The 20,009-nt window shown below is 71.4% G+C and carries 1 protein-coding gene; it reads right to left on the bottom strand.

What is annotated here, in order from left to right; translation table 11 throughout:
* Positions 1 to 19,879, bottom strand: a 19,879-nt coding sequence (locus U8525_RS02330) for a non-ribosomal peptide synthase/polyketide synthase (protein WP_374260503.1), incomplete at its 3' end; no start/stop codon positions are given.
* Positions 19,880 to 20,009 lie beyond the last annotated feature (130 nt).

The raw sequence follows: 20,009 nt of genomic DNA, 5'->3' as shown, positions 1-20,009 counted from the left end.
GGTAGTTGGACACGCCCCGGTGCTCAATCGCCACGCCCTTGGGCTTGCCCGTGCTGCCCGACGTGTAGATGACGTAGGCCAGGTTGCCCGCCCCCACCGTCGTCACCGGCGCGTCTTCACGCTCGCGGGCAATGCTCCGCTCCCAGTCCCCATCCAGGCTGATGAGCTGCTGGGTGGTGACGGGCAATTCATCCGCCAGCGCGTCCTGCGTCAGCACCACCGGCACCTGTGTGTCCTCCAGCATGAAGGACAGCCGGTCCAACGGGTACTTCGGGTCCAACGGCACATACGCGCCGCCCGCCTTCAGCACGCCCAGCACCCCGATGACCATCTCCAGCGAGCGCTCCAGGCACAGGGCCACCTTCACCTCGGGGCCTACGCCCAACCGGCGCAGGTGGTGCGCCAGTTGGTTCGCCTTCGCGTCCAGCTGCCGGTACGTCAGCTGCTCTCCCTCGAACGTCGCGGCAACCGCGTCCGGCGCCAGCTCCACCTGCGCCTCGAAGCGCTGGTGGATGCACGCCTCTCGCGGGAAGTCGGCCCGCGTGTCGTTCCACGTCTCCAACAACTGCTTGCGCTCGCCCTCGGTGAGCAGCGGCAGGCGCTGGATGGGCGCGTCGGGCGACGCCGCCACGCCCTCCAACAGCACCGCCAGGTGCGAAAGCATGCGCTCGGCGGTGCTCGCGTCGAACAGGTCGGAGTTGTACTCCATCGCTCCGCGCAGCTCGCCGTCGACCTCCGAGTGCGTCATGTTCAGATCGAACTGGGCCGTGCGGTGCTCCAGCGGCACGGCGCGCAGCGTGAGCCCCGGCACCTTCAGCTCCGGCACCGGAGCGCCGCGGAACGACAGCAGCACCTGGAACAGCGGCGTGCGACTGGTGTCGCGCGTGGGCGCCAGCTCCTCCACCAGCTTCTCGAACGGCACGTCCTGGTGCGCGTAGGCACTCAGGGTCGTCTCGCGCACCTGCGCCAGCAGCTCGCGGAAGCTCGGGTTGCCCCCCAGCTTCGCGCGCAGCACCAGCGTGTTGACGAAGAAGCCGATGAGCCCCTCCGTCTCCGTCCGGCCACGGCCCGCGATGGGCGTGCCGACGGTCACGTCGTCCTGGCCGGAGTAGCGCGACAGCAGCACCTGCCAGGCCGTCAGCAGCACCATGAAGGGCGTCACGCCCTCCTTCAATGCCAGCGCCTTCAGCGCCTCCGTCGCCTGCCTGCCCATCCGGAACTGGATGCTGGCGCCCCGGTACGTCTGCACCGCCGGACGCGGCCGATCCGTGGGCAGCTCCAGCGCGGACGGCGCGCCCGTCAACTGCTGCTTCCAGTACCCGAGCTGACGCGCGAGCACGTCGCCCTGCAACCAATCGCGCTGCCAGCCCGCGTAGTCGGCGTACTGCACCGGCAGCTCCGGCAGCGACGGCGTCCGACCCGTGGCGAACGCCTCGTAGAGGGCCGCCATCTCCCGCACCAGCACGCCCAGCGACCAGCCGTCCGAGACGATGTGGTGCATCGTCACGAGCATCACGTGCTGCTCCGCGCTCAGCTTGAACAGCTTCACGCGCAACAGCGGGCCCGTGTCGAGCCGGAACGGCCGCTGGGCCTCTTCATTGGCCTGCCGCGAGGCCTCGGCCTCACGCTGGGCCTCGGGCACCCCGGACAGGTCCACCTTCGTCACCGAGAACGGCGCCGGAGAATGGACGACCTGGGCGGGCTGGCCTTCTCGCGTCGGGAAGGTGGTGCGCAGCGATTCGTGCCGACGCACCAGCTCCGTGAACGCCTGCTCCAACGCCGCCACGTCCACCGTTCCGTCCAGCCGGACGGACAGCGGCATGCTGTAGAAGGCGCTGTCCGGTTCCAGTTGGTTGAGGAACCACAGGCGCTGCTGCGCGAACGACAGCGGCATCCGCTCCGCCCGGGTCAGCGCCACGAGCGGCGGCGCCTGCACGCCCCGCCCCTGCGCCACCAGCACGTCCACGCGCCGCGCGAGCTCCGCGACGCTGGGCGCCTCGAAGAGCATGCGCAGCGGCAGCTCCACGCCGAAGGCCTCGCGGATGCGCGAAGCCACCTGCATGGCCAGCAGCGAGTGCCCGCCCAACTCGAAGAAGTTGTCGTGCGCCCCCACCCGCTCCACGCCGATCAGCCGCGACCACAGGGCCGCCAGCAGCTCCTCCGTGGGCGTGCGCGGCGCCACGTACACCGGACGCGCGTCCGACGCGTCCTGCTCCGGCGCGGGCAGCGCGCGGCGATCCACCTTGCCGTTGGACGTCAGCGGCAGGGCCGCCAGCATCACGAAGGCGGACGGCATCATGTAGTCCGGCAGCCGCGACTTCAGGCCCTGGCGCAGCGCCCCGGCGTCCAGCGTGTGGCCGGGCACCGCGACGACGTAGGCCACCAGGCGCTTGTCGCCCGGCACGTCCTCGCGCGCCAGCACGACGACCTCCGCCACGCCGGGCAGGCCGCTCATCGCCGCCTCGACTTCAGGCAGCTCGATGCGGAAGCCGCGCACCTTCACCTGGAAGTCGACGCGGCCCAGGAACTCCAGCGCGCCGTCTGGCAGGTAGCGCACGCGGTCACCCGTGCGGTACACGCGCGCGCCCGGCACCGGATGGAACGGATCCGCGAGGAAGCGCTCCATCGTGAGGCCCGGCTGGCCCAGGTAGCCCCGGGCCACGCCCGCGCCGCCGATGAAGAGCTCACCCGGCACGCCCACGGGGACGGGCTGCATGGCCGCGTCCAGCACGTACATGCGCGCGTTGGGCAGCGGGCGGCCCAGCGGCACGGAGGCCGTCGCCGCGAGCTGCGTTCCCCGCGCCACCTTCCACGTCAGCACGCCGACCGTCGTCTCGGTGGGGCCGTAGTGGTTGAACACCTCCAGGCCGGGCGCGAGCGCGTGCACGCGGGCGACGAGCGCGGGGTCGGAGGCCTCGCCGCCCAGCACCAGCCGCTTGCGCGGCAACACGCGCTCGGGCGACGGCGACGCCAGGAGCGCCGTGAGGTGCGAAGGGACGATCTTGAGGCAGTCCACCGCGTGGCGCTGGAAGTAGTCGCCGAGCGCGGCCGGGTCCGTCGCCCGCTCCTTGGAGATGAGGTGCAGCGTCCCGCCGCCGCTCAACGTCGGGAACACGGCGGTGTGGCCCAGGTCCGCTGCCAGCGTGGACACCGACGCGAAGCTCGCCGCGGGCGGCAGCTCCAGGCGCAGCGTCACGCCGTCCACGTAGTGGTTGAGCTGGCGGTGCTCGACGGCGACACCCTTGGGCCGGCCCGTGGAGCCGGACGTGAAGATGACGTAGGCCAGCGAGCTGGAATCCCCCAGCCGCGCGGGGGTGTCTTCACGCTCGCGCGCGAGCATCGCGGCGTCGGTGTCCAGGCACACGTGTCCCCTGGAGGCGTCCGCCACGCTCGCGGCGAGCGAGGCCTGCGTGACGACGAGTGAAGCCGCCGCATCCTCCAGCACCGTGCACAGGCGCTCCGCCGGGTGCGACGGCTCCAGGGGCACGTAAGCGCCGCCGGCCTTGAGGATGCCCATCATGCCGACGATGGCGTCCGGGGTGCGCTCGGTGAGCAGGCCCACGCGCGCATCCGGCCCCACGCCGCGCGCGCGCAGCCAGTGCGCGAGCTGGTTGGCCCGGCGGTTCAGCTCGCCGTAGGTGAGCCGGCCGTCGTCGCAGACCACCGCCACCGCGTCGGGCGTGCGGGCCGCGTGAGCCGCGAAGCGCTCATGGACGCAGGTGTCATCCGCGGGCGCCGCGTCCGTGGCGTTCCACTCCACCAGCAGCTTCTGGCGCTCCGCGTCCGGCAACAGCAGCGCACGCTCGTGGCGCGAGTGCGGGTAGGCAGCCATCGCTTCGAGAGCGCGGAAGTAGTAGCCCGCCAGCGCCTCCGTCTGGTCCGCGTCGCGCTGCGTGCCATTGGTGCGCAGCACGAGCATCAGCGCGCCGGTGTCCGGGCGCTGGAGGAACAGCGTGCTCAGCGGCAGCTCCATCCACGCGGTGGACGGCGTCTCCTCCAACAGGCGCACGCCCTCCAGCTGCGACAGGCCTCCGGCCACGTGGAAGTGGACGAAGTTGAAGAGGTTATCGAACAGGCGCTGCCCCCCCAGCTGCTGCTGCAACCGCCCCATGGGGTAGCGGCGGTGCGGCCAGATGTCGGCGTCCGCCTTCGAGACCTGGCGCACCAGATCCAGCCACGTGCCGTCCTCCAGCGTCACCGGGAACGGGATGCTGTTGAGGAACAGGCCCACCATGCGCTCACTGTCGGCCGTCTCCGGACGACCGTTGGCGACCACGCCCGTCACCACCGAGCGGCGGCCCTCCATCAGCGCGCGCACGCGCAGGTGCGCCGCCAGCAGCACGGTCTTGAGGGGCACGCCGGCCACCTGCGCCACGCGCTGGAGTCCTTCCTGGAGCGCGGCGGGCACGTCCAGCTGCCGCATGCTCAGCACCGGCGCCTGTCCCTCGGGCAGCGGCGCGCGCGGCGCGGGACGGTCCACTTCCGCGAGGCGCGACTTCCAGAACCGCTCGCCCTCGCCGGACGTGAGCGACTGGTGCTCCAGCGCGACGAACTGGCGGTAGGTGACGGCCAGCGGCGCCGCCTCCGGGGCCGGCGTGCCGCGCAGCAGGTTCACGTAGCCGCGGAACAGCTCCGACAACAGCGTCGCGAGGCTCCAGCCATCCAGGATGGCGTGGTGGAAGATGAGCGAGAACTGGAGCGTCTTCTCCGTGCGGCGGTAGAGCGCGAAGCGCAGGAGCGGCGCGCGGCTCCAGTCGAACGGGCGGCAGCGGTCCTCCTCCACGAGCCTGCGCAACAGCGCGTCCTGCTCCGAGGCGGGGACGTGGCGCACGTCGTGGATGGACAGCGGCACCTGCGCCTCGCGGTGCACGAGCTGCAACGGCTGCTCGTAGCCGGTGAGGTCGAACGAGGTGCGCAGGAGGGAGTGACGACGGGCCAGCTCGGCCAGCAACTGGCGCAGCTTCGCCTCATCCAGCGCCATCTCCAGGTGGTAGCTGGTGGCGTCGTGGTACATGCCCGACGCCTGGTCCAGCTGACTCTGGAAGAGCATGCCGGCCTGGAGCACGGCCACCGGGTACGCGTCCTCCACGTCCGCGGGCAGGCGCGCGCGGTCCGCGTCGGACAGCAGGCTGAAGGGCTCCGAGCCCGGGACGGCCTGCCCCGCCGCCTTCGAGGGCGCCGCCTGCACCAGGTTCCCGAGCGCGCGGATGGTGGGCTGGCGCAGCAGCTCCATCATGGGCAGATCCAGCCCGCGCTCGCGCAGCTTCGCGATGAGCTGGATGCTGCGGATGGAGTCACCGCCCAGGTCGTAGAAGCTGTCGTCGATACCGACGCGCTCCACGCCAAGCACCTCTGCCCAGACCTCGCACAGCGCGGTCTCCTCCGGCGTGCGCGGGGCGGCGTACTCGGTGGCCATCTGCGGACGCTCGCTGCCGGGCACGGGCAGCGCGCGGCGGTCCACCTTGCCGTTGGGGGTGAGCGGCAGCGCGTCCAGCGCCATCAGCGCCGTGGGCACCATGTACGCGGGCAGCTTGTCGTGCAGGAACGCACGCATCGTGTCCACGCCCAGCGGCTCCGCGCCCTCCTCCGTGACGACGTAGGCCACCAGCGCCTTCTCGCCCGCGACCTCCTGCACGGCAACGGTGACGTCCAGCACGGACGGGTGTCCGCGCAGCACGGTCTCAATCTCTCCCGGCTCGATGCGGAAGCCGCGCACCTTCACCTGCTGATCGATGCGGCCGAGGAACTCCAGCGCGCCGTCCGCGCGGAACCGGACCTGGTCGCCGGTGCGGTACAGCCGCGCGCCCGGCGCGGTGCTGAACGGATCCGGGATGAACTTCTCCGCCGTCAGCTCCGGCTGGTTCAGGTAGCCATGCGCCAGGCCGTCGCCGCCCGCGAAGAGCTCGCCGGGGGCGCCCAGGGGCACGGGCTCCAGGGACGCGTTGAGGACGTGCACGCGCGTGCCGTTGATGGGACGGCCGATGGGCACGGAGCCGCCCAGCGCGCCCGCGCCCTCCACCGGGTAGCACGCGGTGAACGTCGTGTTCTCCGTGGGGCCGTAGCCGTTGATGACGCGGCAGCCCGGCAGCTCCTCCATCACGCGCAGCACGTGCGCGGGGGACAGCACGTCACCACCGGCCAGAAGCTGCCGCACGGGACGCAGGCCCTCCAGGTTGCCGTCCACCATCTGGTGGAACAGCCCCGCGGTGAGCCACAGCGTGCTCACGCCCTCGCGGGCGATGACCTGGCCCAGCTCGTCCAGCGTGGGCGCGCGCGGCGGGAACACCGCGAGCTTCGCGCCGTTGAGCAGCGCGCCCCACACCTCGAAGGTGGACGCGTCGAACGCGAGCGGCGCCAGCTGGAGGAAGACCTCCTTCGACGACAGGCTCACCCACTCAGGACCGCACACCAGCCGCACCACGGCGCGGTGGGGCACCGACACGCCCTTGGGGCGGCCCGTGGAGCCGGAGGTGTAGAGGACGTACAGCTCGTCCTCGCCCGCCGGAGCGGTGTCGAGGTTCGCGTCCGGGCGCTTCGCGAGCGCGGCCGCGTCGTCGTCCAGGCAGACCACCTGGAGCCACTGCGCTGGCAGCTCGTCCGCGAGCGCGGAGACGCTGACGAGCGCGGACAGGCCCGCGTCCTCGATGAGCAGCGACAGGCGCTCTGTGGGGAAGCTGGGGTCGAGCGGCACGTACGCGCCGCCCGCCTTGGCGATGCCCAGCACCGCCACGACGAGGTCCAGCGACCGCTCCAGGCACACGCCCACGCGCTTGCCAGGCCTGACGCCCAGGGCGCGCAGGTGGTGCGCGAGCTGGTTGGCGCGCGCGTTGAGCCGCGCGGCGGTGAGCGCCTCACCCTCGAAGCTCACCGCCACCGCGTCCGGGGCGCGAGCGGCCTGCGCCTCGAAGATGCGCGACACAGGCTGGCCGTGCGGGTACGTCCGCGGGCGGTCATTCCACGCGGCGAGCGTGTCGCGCTCGTCCCGCGTGAGCAGCGGCAGCGTGCCGATGCGCCGCTCGGGGTCGTCCACGACGGCGCGCAGCAGCGACTCGAAGTGGGCGAACAGGCGCTCCACCGACGCGCGGTCGAGCACGTCCGTGTTGTGCTCCACCGTGACGGTGAGCCCGCCCTGCCACGGGAACACGACGACGAGCAGATCCCACTTGGCGGTCCCATTCGTCTCCGCGTCCAGCAGGCTCAGCTCCAGGCCCGGCAGTTGGAGCGGCGGCAGCGGCGCGTTCTCCAGCACGAACTTCACGTTGAAGAGCTGCCCGCCCGGCTCGCGCGGCGGCTTGAGCGCCTGCACCAGGGTGCCGAAGGGCAGGTCCTGGTGTTCGTAGGCGTCCAGCGTCCCCTTGCGCACGCGCTCCAGCAGCGCGCGGAAGGACAGGTCGCCCGTCACCTGCGTGCGCAGGACGAGCTGGTTCGTGAAGAAGCCGACCAGCGACTCCAGCTCCTCGCGGGCGCGGTTCGCGATGTCCGTGCCCACGACGATGTCGTCCTGGCCGGTGCGCCGGTGCAGGAGCGCGTCGAACGCGGCGAGCAGCACCATGAACAGCGTGGCGCCCTCCCCGCGTCCCAGCGCCTCGATGCGGGCCGTGAGGTCCGGGGGCAGGTGGAAGCGGCGGCTGTCACCGTGGAAGCGGTCGCCCGCGGGGCGCGGCGCGTCCGTGCGCAGCGCGATGCGAGGCGCTCCGGCGAGCTGCTGCTTCCACCAGGCGATCTGCTGTTCCAGCACGTCGCCGCTCAGCCACTGGCGGTGCCAGAGGGTGTAGTCCGCGTACTGCACGGGCAGCGCGGGCAGCGGCGAGGGCTCGCCGCGCAGGAACGCGGTGTAGAGCGCCTGGAGCTCGTGCATGAACACGCCCACGGCCCAGCCATCCACCACGATGTGGTGCTGGACGAGGCACAGGACGTGCTCACGCGCGCTCAGCCGCAGCAGTTGGGCGCGCAGGAGCGGTCCCTCGACGAGGTCGAAGGGCCGCGCGGCCTCCGCGTTCAGCTGCTTGCGGGCCTCGGCCTCCGCCTGCGCGGCGGGCAGCGAGGACAGGTCCACCAGGGGCAGCACGAACGGCTTCGCGGGCAGGATGACCTGCGTGGGAGCGCCGGATGCGTCCTGGCGGAAGACGGTGCGCAGCGCCTCATGGCGCCGGACGATCTCCTCCAGGCCCCGGCGGAGCACCTCGGCGTCGAGGTCTCCGCTCAGGCGGGCCGCGCTGGGCACGTTGTAGATGGGCGTGCCCGGCGTGAGCTGCTCGAAGAGCCAGAGGCGCTCCTGGTCGAACGACAGCGGCAGCGCGCCGTCGCGGGGCGCGGGCTGGAGCGGCGGCGTCTTGAACTTCCGCTCGGCGCCAGGGGCCTCGTCCACGCGGGCGGCCAGGGCGGCCACCGTCGGGGACTCGAAGAGCGCGCGCAGGGGCAGCTCCACCTGGAACTCGCCGCGCAGGCGCGACACGAGCTGCGTGGCCATCAGAGAGTGGCCCCCCAGCTCGAAGAACGAATCCTCCGCGCCCACGCGCTCCACCGTGAGCACGCGCGCGAAGAGGGCCGCCACGCGAGCCTCCGTCGTCGTGCGTGGGGCCACGTAGGCATCGGGACGCGTGAGCGCACCCGAGGGAGCCGGCAGGGCCTTGCGGTCCACCTTGCCGGCGGGCGTCATCGGCAGCGCGCCCAGCACCACGAAGGCCGACGGCACCATGTACTCCGGCACGCCGTCCTTCAGGTGCTTGCGCAGCGATGCTGCGTCCACCGTCCGCTCCGGCTGCGGGACGACGTAGCCCACGAGGCGCTTGTCGCCCGGCACGTCCTCGCGCACCACGGCCACCGCCTCACGCACGTCCGCGTGGCGCAGCAGCACGGCCTCGATCTCACCCAGCTCGATGCGGAAGCCACGCACCTTCACCTGGTGGTCGATGCGGCCCAGGTATTCGAGCTCGCCCTCCGGCAGCCAGCGCACGCGGTCGCCGGTGCGGTACAGCCGCGCGCCGGGCGCCGGGCTGAACGGGTCGGGGACGAACTTGTCCGCCGTCATGTCCGGCCGGCCCTGGTAGCCGCGCGCGAGGCCCTCGCCCGCGACGTACAGCTCACCCGGGACCCCCACGGGCACCGGGTGGTGCTGGGCGTCCAGGACATACACGCGCACGTTCGCCAGGGGCCTGCCGATGGTCAGGCGCTCCGCCCGGACCCCGCCGTGGGTGAGCGTCGCGCAGACGGTGGTCTCGGTGGGGCCGTAGGCGTTGATCAGCGTCCTCCCCTGCCCCCACTTGCGCGCCAGCTCCACGCTCAGCGCCTCGCCGGCGGAGACGATGGTGGACAGGCCCTCCAGCCCGTCCGTGCTCAGCTGCGCGAGCACCGACGGCGTCAGCGTCACGGTGCTGATGCGCTGCGCCTTGAGCAAGGTGCGCAGCGGCTCATCCGGCAGCAGCCGGTCGCGAGGCGCGAGCACCAGGGTGGCCCCGGACACGAGCGTGCTGAACACCTCCCACACGCTGGCGTCGAAGCTGGACGCCGCGTACTGCAACACGCGGCGGCCCGTGCCCAGGCCCTTCGCCTCGGCGGCCTGCCGGGCGGTGTTGTTGAGGCCCCGGTGCGGCAGGAGCGTGCCCTTGGGGCGGCCCGTGGAGCCGGACGTGTAGATGACGTACGCCAGCGAGTCGGCGCTGGCGCCGGAGACCGGAGCGGACTCCGGCAGCGTCTGGAGGTGCGCCGCGTCCACGTCCATGCGCACCACGCGTCGGCCCTCGGCGGGCAGCTGCTGGCTCAGCGAGTCCTGCGTCACCAGCACGGGCGCGCCGCTGTCCTCCAGCATGAAGGACAGGCGCTCGCGCGGGTAGGACGGATCCAGCGGCACGAAGGCGCCTCCGGCCTTCTGGATGCCGAGCATCGCCACCGCGAGGTCCAGCGAGCGCTCCACGCAGAGCGCCACGCGCACCTCGGGCCCGACGCCCAGCGTGCGCAGGTGGTGCGCAAGCTGATTCGCCCGCGCATCCAGCCGCGCGTACGTCAGCGAGGCCTCCTCGAACACCAGCGCCTGCGCGTCCGGCGCGCGACGCACCTGGGCCTCGAAGAGCGCTGGGAACGTCACATCGCCCGCGAGCTCGCCGCGCGTGTCGTTCCACGCCACCAGCACCTGGTGACGCTCCTGCGCTCCCATCAGCGCGAACTGGGACACCTTCGCCATGGGCCGCACGACCACGGACTCCAGCAGCACCCGCAGGTGCTCCGTCATCCGCCGCGCCGTCGCCGCCTCGAACAGGTCCGTGTTGTACTCCAGCGTCCCTTCCAGCCCGCTCGCCGTCTCCGTCAGCGACAGCGTCAGGTCGAACTTCGCCGTCTTCGCCTCCACCTCGTACGGCGACAGCTCCACTCCCGACAGCTTCAGGTGCGGCAGCACGTCCTGCTGCAACGCGAACATCACCTGGAACAGCGGCGCGTGGCTCAGGCTGCGCTGCGGCTGCAACTCCTCCACCAGCTTCTCGAACGGCACGTCCTGGTGCGCATACGCCCCCAGCGTCGTCTCCTTCACCTGCCGGAGGACCTCCTGGAAGCTCGGGTCGCCCGAAAGCTTCGTGCGCAGCACCAGCGTGTTGACGAAGAAGCCGATGAGCCCCTCCGTCTCCGCCCGCGTCCGGCCCGCGATGGGCGAGCCCACGCTGATGTCGTCCTGCCCGCTGTAGCGCGACAGCAGCACCTGGAACGCCGCCAGCAGCAGCATGTACGGCGTGACGCCTTCCTGCTTCGCCAGCGCTCCCAGCGCCCTGCTCAGCTCCGCGCCCACCTTCACCGGCACCGTCGCCCCCCGGTACATCTGCACCGCCGGGCGCGCGAAGTCCGTCGGCAGCTCCAGCAGCGCCGGCGCCCCGGCAAGCCGCTGCTTCCAGTAGCCGACCTGCTCCTCCAGCGCCCCTCCCAGCAGCCACTCCCGCTGCCACTGCGCGAAGTCCGCGTACTGCACCGACAGCTCAGGCAGCGGAGACTGCTGGTTGAGGACCTGGGCCTCGTAGAGCGCGGCGACTTCACGCACGAGCACGCCCAGCGACCAACCATCGGAGACGATGTGGTGCATCGTCACCAGCAGCACGTGCTTCGCCTCCCCCAGCTTCAACAGCTTCGCGCGGAACAGCGGGCCCGTCCCCAGATCGAACGGGCGCGCGGCCTCCTCCTCCGCCAGCCGCCGCGCTTCCGCGTCCTGTGCACCGGAGACCTCCACCACCGGCAGCTCGAAGGCCTTCGCTGTGTGGACGACCTGCACCGCCTGACCGTCTTCACCGCGGAACGTCGTGCGCAGCGACTCATGTCGGCGGACGATCTCTTCCAGGGCCCGCCGCATGGCTTCCACATGCAGCGCGCCATCCAGCTTCACGCCCCCCGCGACGTTGTAGAAGGCGCTGCCCTGCTCCAGCTGATCCAGGAACCACAGGCGCTGCTGCGCGAATGACAGCGGCTCCGCGGCACTCCGGGGCCGAGGCGTAATCGCCGGAGCATCGGACGCATCACGGCCCGAGATGGCCATGTCCACGGCCGCGGCCAGCGTCGCCACCGAGGGCGACTCGAAGATCGCACGCACGGGGAGCTCGACGCCGAAGGCCGCGCGCAGCCGGGAGACCAGCTGCATCGCCAGCAGCGAGTGTCCCCCCAGCTCGAAGAATGAGTCCTCCGCCCCGACCCGCTCCACGCGCAGCAACTGTGCGAAGAGCGTCGCGACTTGCTCTTCCGTCGCCGTGCGCGGCGCCACGTACTGGCCCTGCGCCGACTGGGCCTCCGGCACTGGCAGCGACTTGCGGTCCACCTTCCCGTTTGGATTCAGAGGTAGCGCGTCCAGCACCACGAACGCAGACGGCACCATGTACTCCGGCAGCCGCGACTTCAGTCCCTTGCGCAGCTCCGCCACGTCCAGCGACGCGCCCGCCACATACGCCACCAGGCGCTTGTCGCCCGGCACGTCCTCGCGCACCACCACCACCGACTCACGCACTCCGGCTTGCGAGGACAGCACCGACTCCACTTCGCCCAGCTCGATGCGGAAGCCACGCACCTTCACCTGGAAGTCGATGCGGCCCAGGTACTCCAGCTCGCCTGTCGCCAGCCATCGCACCCGGTCGCCCGTGCGGTACATCCGCGCGCCTGGCTCCTGGCTGAAGGGATTGGGGATGAACCTCTCCGCTGTGAGCGACGGCCTGGCCAGGTAGCCACGCGCGAGACCCGCGCCCGCGATGTACAGCTCGCCCGGCACGCCCTGCGGCACCGGGCGCAGCCATGCATCCAGCACGAACCCCCGCGAGCCCGTCAGGGGGCGGCCCACGGTCGGCTCCCGCGCCGCACCCTTCTCCACTCGCAAGTACGTGGAATACGTCGTGTCTTCCGTCGGACCGTAGAGGTTGTAGACGCTCTCCACGTTCTTCAGTCCGTACACCGCCTGCACCAGCCGGTTCAGCAGCGGCTCGCCCGCGAGGTTCACCGTCCGCACGGACTCCGGCACGCCCTGGCTGCGCACCAACTCCGCCATCGCGGAAGGAACCGTGTTCAGCAACGTCACGCGGCTCGCGTCCTTCAGCGTCGGCAATGCCAGCGCGTTCTCCGCGACGATGACGGCACCCCCGACGCTCAGCGGCGCGAAGATCTCGAACACCGAGATGTCGAAGTTCAGCGACGTCGACGCCAGCACACCCGCGAGTTGTTGCGGCGTGAAGAACGTCGTCGCCCAGCGCAGGAAGGCCACCACGCTGCGCTGCTCGATGGCCACACCCTTCGGGCGGCCGGTCGAACCCGAGGTGTACAGCACGTAGGCCAGGTTCCTCACGCCCGTGCGCGCATCGACGGGCGAAGCAGGGTTCTTGGAGAGGTTCTCCCAATCGGTATCCAGGAACACGTTGCGCGCCGAGTGCTCGGGGAGCACGCCCAGCAGCTTCTGCTGCGTCAGCAGCACCGGCGCCTGCGCATCCTCCAGCATCCAGCCCAGGCGCTCCCGTGGGTACGCAGGATCCAGCGGCACGTACGCGCCGCCAGCCTTCAGCACCCCCAACAGCGCCACCACCATCCGCGACGAACGCTCCAGGCTCACCCCTACCAGCGTGTCCGGGCCAACCCCCATTCCGCGCAGGTGGTGCGCCAGTTGGTTCGCCTGCGCGTCCAGCTGCGCGTACGTCAGCGACTCCCCATCGAAGAGCACGGCAGGCGCATCCGGAGTCCGCGCCGCCTGCGCCTCGAAGAGCGCCTGCATCGTCCCGCTCACCGGGCCCGGCAGGTCCGTCCCCGACACGTCCTTCAGCAGCGCTTGCTGCTCCTGCGCTCCCATCAGCGCGAACTGGGACACCTTCGCCATGGGCCGCACGACCACGGACTCCAGCAGCACCCGCAGGTGCTCCGTCATCCGCCGCGCCGTCGCCGCCTCGAACAGGTCCGTGTTGTACTCCAGCGTCCCTTCCAGCCCGCTCGCCGTCTCCGTCAGCGACAGCGTCAGGTCGAACTTCGCCGTCTTCGCCTCCACCTCGTACGGCGACAGCTCCACTCCCGACAGCTTCAGGTGCGGCAGCACGTCCTGCTGCAACGCGAACATCACCTGGAACAGCGGCGCGTGGCTCAGGCTGCGCTGCGGCTGCAACTCCTCCACCAGCTTCTCGAACGGCACGTCCTGGTGCGCATACGCCCCCAGCGTCGTCTCCTTCACCTGCCGGAGGACCTCCTGGAAGCTCGGGTCGCCCGAAAGCTTCGTGCGCAGCACCAGCGTGTTGACGAAGAAGCCGATGAGCCCCTCCGTCTCCGCCCGCGTCCGGCCCGCGATGGGCGAGCCCACGCTGACGTCGTCCTGCCCCGAGTAGCGCGACAGCAGCACCTGGAACGCCGCCAGCAGCAGCATGTACGGCGTGACGCCTTCCTGCTTCGCCAGCGCTCCCAGCGCCCTGCTCAGCTCCGCACCCACCTTCACCGGCACCGTCGCCCCCCGGTACGTCTGCACCGCCGGGCGCGCGAAGTCCGTCGGCAGCTCCAGCAGCGCCGGCGCCCCGGCAAGCCGCTGCTTCCAGTAGCCGACCTGCTCCTCCAGCGCCCCTCCCAGCAGCCACTCCCGCTGCCACTGCGCGAAGTCCGCGTACTGCACCGACAGCTCAGGCAGCGACGGCGTGCGCCCCGTCGCGAACGCCTCGTAGAGCGCCGCCATCTCCCGCACCAACACGCCCAGCGACCAGCCGTCCGAGACGATGTGGTGCATCGTCACCACCAACACGTGCTTTGCTTCGCCCAGCTTCAGCAACCGCGCGCGCACCAGCGGGCCCGTGCTCAGCTCGAAGGGCCGCAGAGCCTCCTCGTCCACGCGGCGCTGGGTCTCCGCCTCGCGGTCCGCTTCATCCACGGACGACAGCTCCACCACGGGCAGCTCCATCCGACTTGCGGCATGGATGATCTGCACCGCCTGACCGTTGTCCTCCCGGAACGTCGTACGCAGCGACTCGTGCCGCGCGACGATCTCCTGGAGCGTCAGCCGCAGGGCCTCCACGTCCAGCTCGCCATCCAGGCGCACCGCGCCCGGGACGTTGTAGAGCGCGCTGCCCTGCTCCAGCCGGTCCAGGAACCACAAGCGCTGCTGCGCGAACGACAGCGGCTGCGCGCCCCCACGAGCCCTCCGCTCCAGCGGCGGCAGGCTCGCGGCCCCCGCCTGCTGCCTCCTCCCGTCGATGAACGTCGCGAGCGACGCCACTGTGTTCAGCTCGAAGAGCGAACGCAACGGGACCTCGACGCCGAAGGCGGCACGCAGCCGGGAGACCAGCTGCATCGCCAGCAGCGAGTGTCCTCCCAGCTCGAAGAATGAGTCCTCCGCCCCGACCCGCTCCACGCGCAGCAACTGCGCGAAGAGCGTCGCGACTTGCTCTTCCGTCGCCGTGCGCGGCGCCACGTACCGGGCCTGCGACGGGCCCTCCGGCACAGGCAGCGCCTTGCGGTCCACCTTCCCGTTCGGCGTCAAAGGCAGCGCGTCCAGCACCACGAACGCCGACGGCACCATGTACTCCGGCAGCCGCTGCTTCAGCCCCGCGCGCAGCTCCGCCACGTCCAGCGACACGCCCGCCACATACGCCACCAGACGCTTGTCGCCCGGCACGTCCTCGCGCACCACCACCACCGACTCGCGCACTCCGGCTTGCGAGGACAGCGCCGACTCCACCTCGCCCAACTCGATGCGGAAGCCGCGCACCTTCACCTGGAAGTCGATGCGGCCCAGGTACTCCAGCTCGCCCGTCGCCAGCCACCGCACCCGGTCTCCCGTGCGGTACATCCGCGCGCCCGGCTGCGCCGAGAACGGGTTCGGCACGAAGCGCTCCGCCGTCAGCGAAGGTCTGGCCAGGTAGCCACGCGCGAGGCCCGCCCCCGCGAGGTACAGCTCGCCCGGCACGCCTCGCGGCACCGGCCGCATCCACGCGTCCAGCACGTACGCACGCGAGCCCGTCAGCGGGCGCCCAATCGTCGGCTCTCGCCCTGCATCCCTCTCCACGCGCGAGTACGTCGAATACGTCGTGTCTTCCGTCGGGCCGTAGAGGTTGTAGACGCCCTCCACGCCCTTCAGCCCGTACAGCGCTTGAGCCAGGCGGTTGAGCAGCGGCTCACCAGCGAGGTTCACCGTCCGCACAGACTCCGGCACGCCCTGGCCGCGCACCAACTCCGCCATCGCCGACGGCACCGTGTTCACTAGCGTCACGCGCCCCGCGTCCTTCAGGGTCGGCAATGCCAGCACGTTCTCCGCGACGATGACGGCCCCACCGCTGCTCAGTGGCGCGAAGACTTCGAACACCGACAGGTCGAAGTTCAGCGACGTCGCCGCCAGCACGCCCGCGAGCTGCTCCGGCGTGAACGCCGCCGTCGCCCAGTGCAGGAAGGCCACCGCGCTGCGCTGCTCGATGGCCACGCCCTTCGGACGACCCGTCGAACCCGACGTGTAGAGCACATACGCCAGGTTCCCCACGCCCGTGCCCGCATCGACGCGCGAAGCAGGGTTCCGAGCAATGGTCTCCCAATCCGTATCCAGGCACACGCTGCGCGCGGCGTGTTCAGGCAGCACGCCCAGCAGCTTCTGCTGCGTCAGCAGCACCGACGCCTGCGCGTCCTCCAGCATCCAGCCCAGGCGCTCCCGTGGGTACGCAGGATCCAGCGGCACGTAGGCGCCACCCGCCTTCAGCACGCCCAGCAGCGCCACGACCATCCGCGCAGAGCGCTCCAGGCTCACCCCCACCAGCGTGTCCGGGCCTACGCCCATTCCACGCAGGTGGTGCGCAAGCTGATTCGCCTGCGTGTCCAGCTGTGCGTACGTCAGCGCCGCCCCATCGAAGAGCACGGCAGGCGCATCCGGAGTCCGCGCCGCCTGCGCCTCGAAGAGGCCCTGCATCGTCCCGGTCACCGGGCCCGCAAGGTCCGTCCCCGACACGTCCCTCAGCAGCGCTTGCTGCTCCTGCGGCCCCATCAGCGGAAGCTCCGACAGCTTCCCGCCCGGATTCGAGACCAGCGACTCCAGCAGCCCCCGCAGGTGCTCCGTCATCCGCCGCGCCGTCGCCGCCTCGAACAGGTCCGTGTTGTACTCCAGCGTCCCTTCCAGCCCGTTCGCCGTCTCCGTCAGGTAGAGCGTCAGGTCGAACTTCGCCGTCTTCGACTCCACCTCGTACGGCGACAGCTCCACGCCCGGCAGCCGGAAGTGCGGCAGCACGTCCTGCTGCAACACGAACATCACCTGGAACAGCGGCGCATGGCTCAGGCTGCGCTGCGGCTGGAGCTCCTCCACCAGCTTCTCGAACGGCACGTCCTGGTGCGCGTATGCGCCCAGCGTCGTCTCCTTCACCTGGGCCAGCAGCGCACGGAAGCTCGGGTTGCCCTCCAGGTTCGTGCGCAGCACCAGCGTGTTGACGAAGAAGCCGATGAGCCCCTCCGTCTCCGCCCGCGTCCGGCCCGTGATGGGCGAACCGACGCTGAGGTCCTCCTGCCCCGAGTAGCGTCCCAGCAGCACCTGGAACGCCGCCAGCAGCAGCATGTACGGCGTGACGCCTTCCTGCTTCGCCAGCGCTCCCAGCGCCCTGCTCAGCTCCGCGCCCACCTTCACCGGCACCGTCGCGCCCCGGTACGTCTGCGCCGCTGGACGCGCGAAGTCCGTCGGCAGCTCCAGCAGCGCGGGCGCTCCGGCCAACCGCTGCTTCCAGTAACCGACCTGCTTCTCCAGCACCCCGCCCAGCAGCCACTCCCGCTGCCACTGCGCGAAGTCCGCGTACTGCACGCGCAGCTCCGGCAGCGGCGAGCCACGGCCCGCACGGAACGCGTCGTAGAGCGCGGCCACTTCACGCACGAGCACGCCCATGGACCAGCCGTCGGAGACGATGTGGTGCATCGTCACCAGCAGCACGTGCTTCGCTTCGCCCAGCTTCAGCAACCGCGCGCGCACCAGCGGGCCCGCGCCCAGGTCGAACGGGCGCACGGCCTCCTCATCCACACACCGCCGCGCCTCCGCCTCGCGCGACGCCTCCGGGAAGCCCGTCAGGTCCACCACCGGCAGCTCGAAGGCCTTCGCCGGATGGATGAGCTGCACCGCCTCGCCGTTCTCCTCGTGGAACGTCGTGCGCAGCGACTCGTGCCGGCGGACGATCTCCTCCAGGCTCCGCCGCAGCGACTCCGCGTCCAGCGCGCCGTCCAGGCGCACCGCGCCCGGGATGCTGTAGAGCGCGCTGCCCTGCTCCAGCCGGTCCAGGAACCACAGGCGCTGCTGCGCGAACGACAGCGGCTGCGTGGCGCCCCTCGGCCCGGGCGCGAGCACCGCCGCCTTCGTCGCGTCCTGCTTGGAGGCCGCGATGCGCTTCGCCAGCTCCACCAGGCTTGGCCCCTGGAGCAGCAGCTCCATGGGCAGCGCTGTCCCCAGGCCCTTCTCCACCGCGTGCGCCAGCTCCACCGCGCTCAGCGAATCCAGGCCGTAGCGCGTGATGGGCTCACGCACGTCCACCGTCTTCGCCGGCACCTTCAGCTGCTCCGCCACGCGCTCCACCAGCCACGCCAGCGTGGCCCGCACGGGCTCCGGCACGTCCTCCCGGACCGGCGCCGCGACCGGCGCCGCGGACGCGGTGGGCTCCGTCTCTTCCGCCTCCTCGAACCCCGGCTCGCGCCACACCAGCACCGTGCGCAGCTCGTCCGTGAGGAACTGCGCCTTGCACGCGTGCCGCTGGATCTTCCCGCTGGAGGTCTTCGGGATGCTGCCGGGCTCGATCAGCGCCACGGCGTGCACCTGCACCTCGTGGCGCTCGGCGACGCGCTGGCGGATCTCCTTCACCGCCGCCTCCGCCATGTCCACCTGCTTGCGCAGGTTGCCCGCCTTGCGCAGGTCGATCTCCTGCACCACCACCAGGCGCTCCTCGCCCGCCACCTCCAGCGACACCGCCGCGACGCTCCCGGCGCGCAGCGCGGGGTGGCTCTCCTCCACCGTCTGCTCGATGTCCTGCGGGTAGTGGTTGCGGCCACGGATGATGATCAGGTCCTTGGCCCTGCCCGTGACGAACAGCTCACCGTCCCGCAGGAAGCCCAGGTCGCCCGTGCGCAGGAACGGGCCTTCGTCCGTGCCCTTCACCCGCGCCTGGAACGCCTCGGCCGTCGCCTCCGGCTTGTTCCAGTAGCCCTGCGCGACGCTGGGGCCGCGCACCCAGATCTCCCCCACGCCACCGGGCGCGCACGCCTCGCGCGTCTGGGGATCCACGATGACGACGGGGTGCCCCGGCCGCTGCTCGCCGCAGCCCACCAGGACGCGCGCCTCCGGCTTCGCCGCGTCCACCAGCACCGCCCGGCGCTGCTCCAACGCGGGAGCATCCAGCGCGCACCGCACCGGCGGCGCCTCCACGCGCCCCCCCGACACCAGCAGCGTCGCCTCCGCCAGGCCGTAGCACGGGTAGAAGAACTCGCGCTTGAAGCCGTGCGGCCCGAAGGCTTGCTCGAAGCGCTCCAACGTCGCAGGCCGGATGGGCTCCGCGCCCGTGAACGCCACGCGCCAGGAGCCCAGGTCCAGCGTCTGGCGATCCTCCGCCGGGATGCGCCGCACGCACAGGTCGAACGCGAAGTTCGGCCCGCCGCTGACCGTCGCCTTGTAGCGGGTGACGGCCTCCAGCCACACGCGCGGGTTCTTGAGCATCGTCAGCGGCGACATCAGCGCCGCGTGGAACGTCGCATACAGCGGCGTGAGGATGCCGCCGATGAGCCCCATGTCGTGGTACGGCGGCAGCCAGATGACGCCCGAGCTCGTGGCGTCCAACTGGAACGCGTCGGAGATCAGCGCCAGGTTGTGCGCCAGGTTGCCGTGGCTCAGCATCACGCCCTTCGGCGAGCCCGTGGACCCCGACGTGTACTGGAGGAACGCCAGCGTCGCCGCGTCCACCGCCGGCGGCGCCCAGTCCACCTCTCCGCCCACCGGAAGCTCGTCCGTCGCCACCCAGTGCAGCGAGCGCAGGTCGGGCGCCTGCTCGAAGACGAACTCCGTCATGCCCAGGATGCCGGACGTGGTGAGCACCACCGTCGCGTCCGCGTCCTGGATGATCGCGCGCAGGCGCGGCAGCGTGCGCTCCAGCCGCATCGGATCCGGCGGATACGCCGGCACCGCGATGAGCCCCGCGTAGAGGCACCCGAAGAACCCCGCCACGTACTCCAGGCCGGGCGGATACAGCAGCATCACGCGCTCACCGGGCTTCGCCACCGCCCGCAGCGCCACCGCGATCCGCCGCGCCCGAGCGTCCAGCCCCGCGTAGCTCAGCGTCCCGTCTTCCTGACCCGCATCATCCAGGAAGGTGTACAGCGGTTGTTCGGACCGCGCTTCGGCCCGGCTCCGCAAGACATCGACGAGGGTGGACTGCGAGGGCGTCAACTCGAGGGAACGCGACAAGGAAGAACCCATCAGGAAGGCCAGAGCACATCGCAAGAGGTCCCGAGGGCCGTCGGTTCATGTCACAGGCACGCACTCCGCGTGCGTGACACGGGCGCCCTTGCAATGGGTCTGGGGGAGCAGGACTGCG

Source organism: Corallococcus sp. RDP092CA, from assembly GCF_041903675.1.
Lineage (GTDB): Bacteria > Myxococcota > Myxococcia > Myxococcales > Myxococcaceae > Corallococcus.
This window is presented reverse-complemented; position numbering and strand designations above follow the sequence as displayed.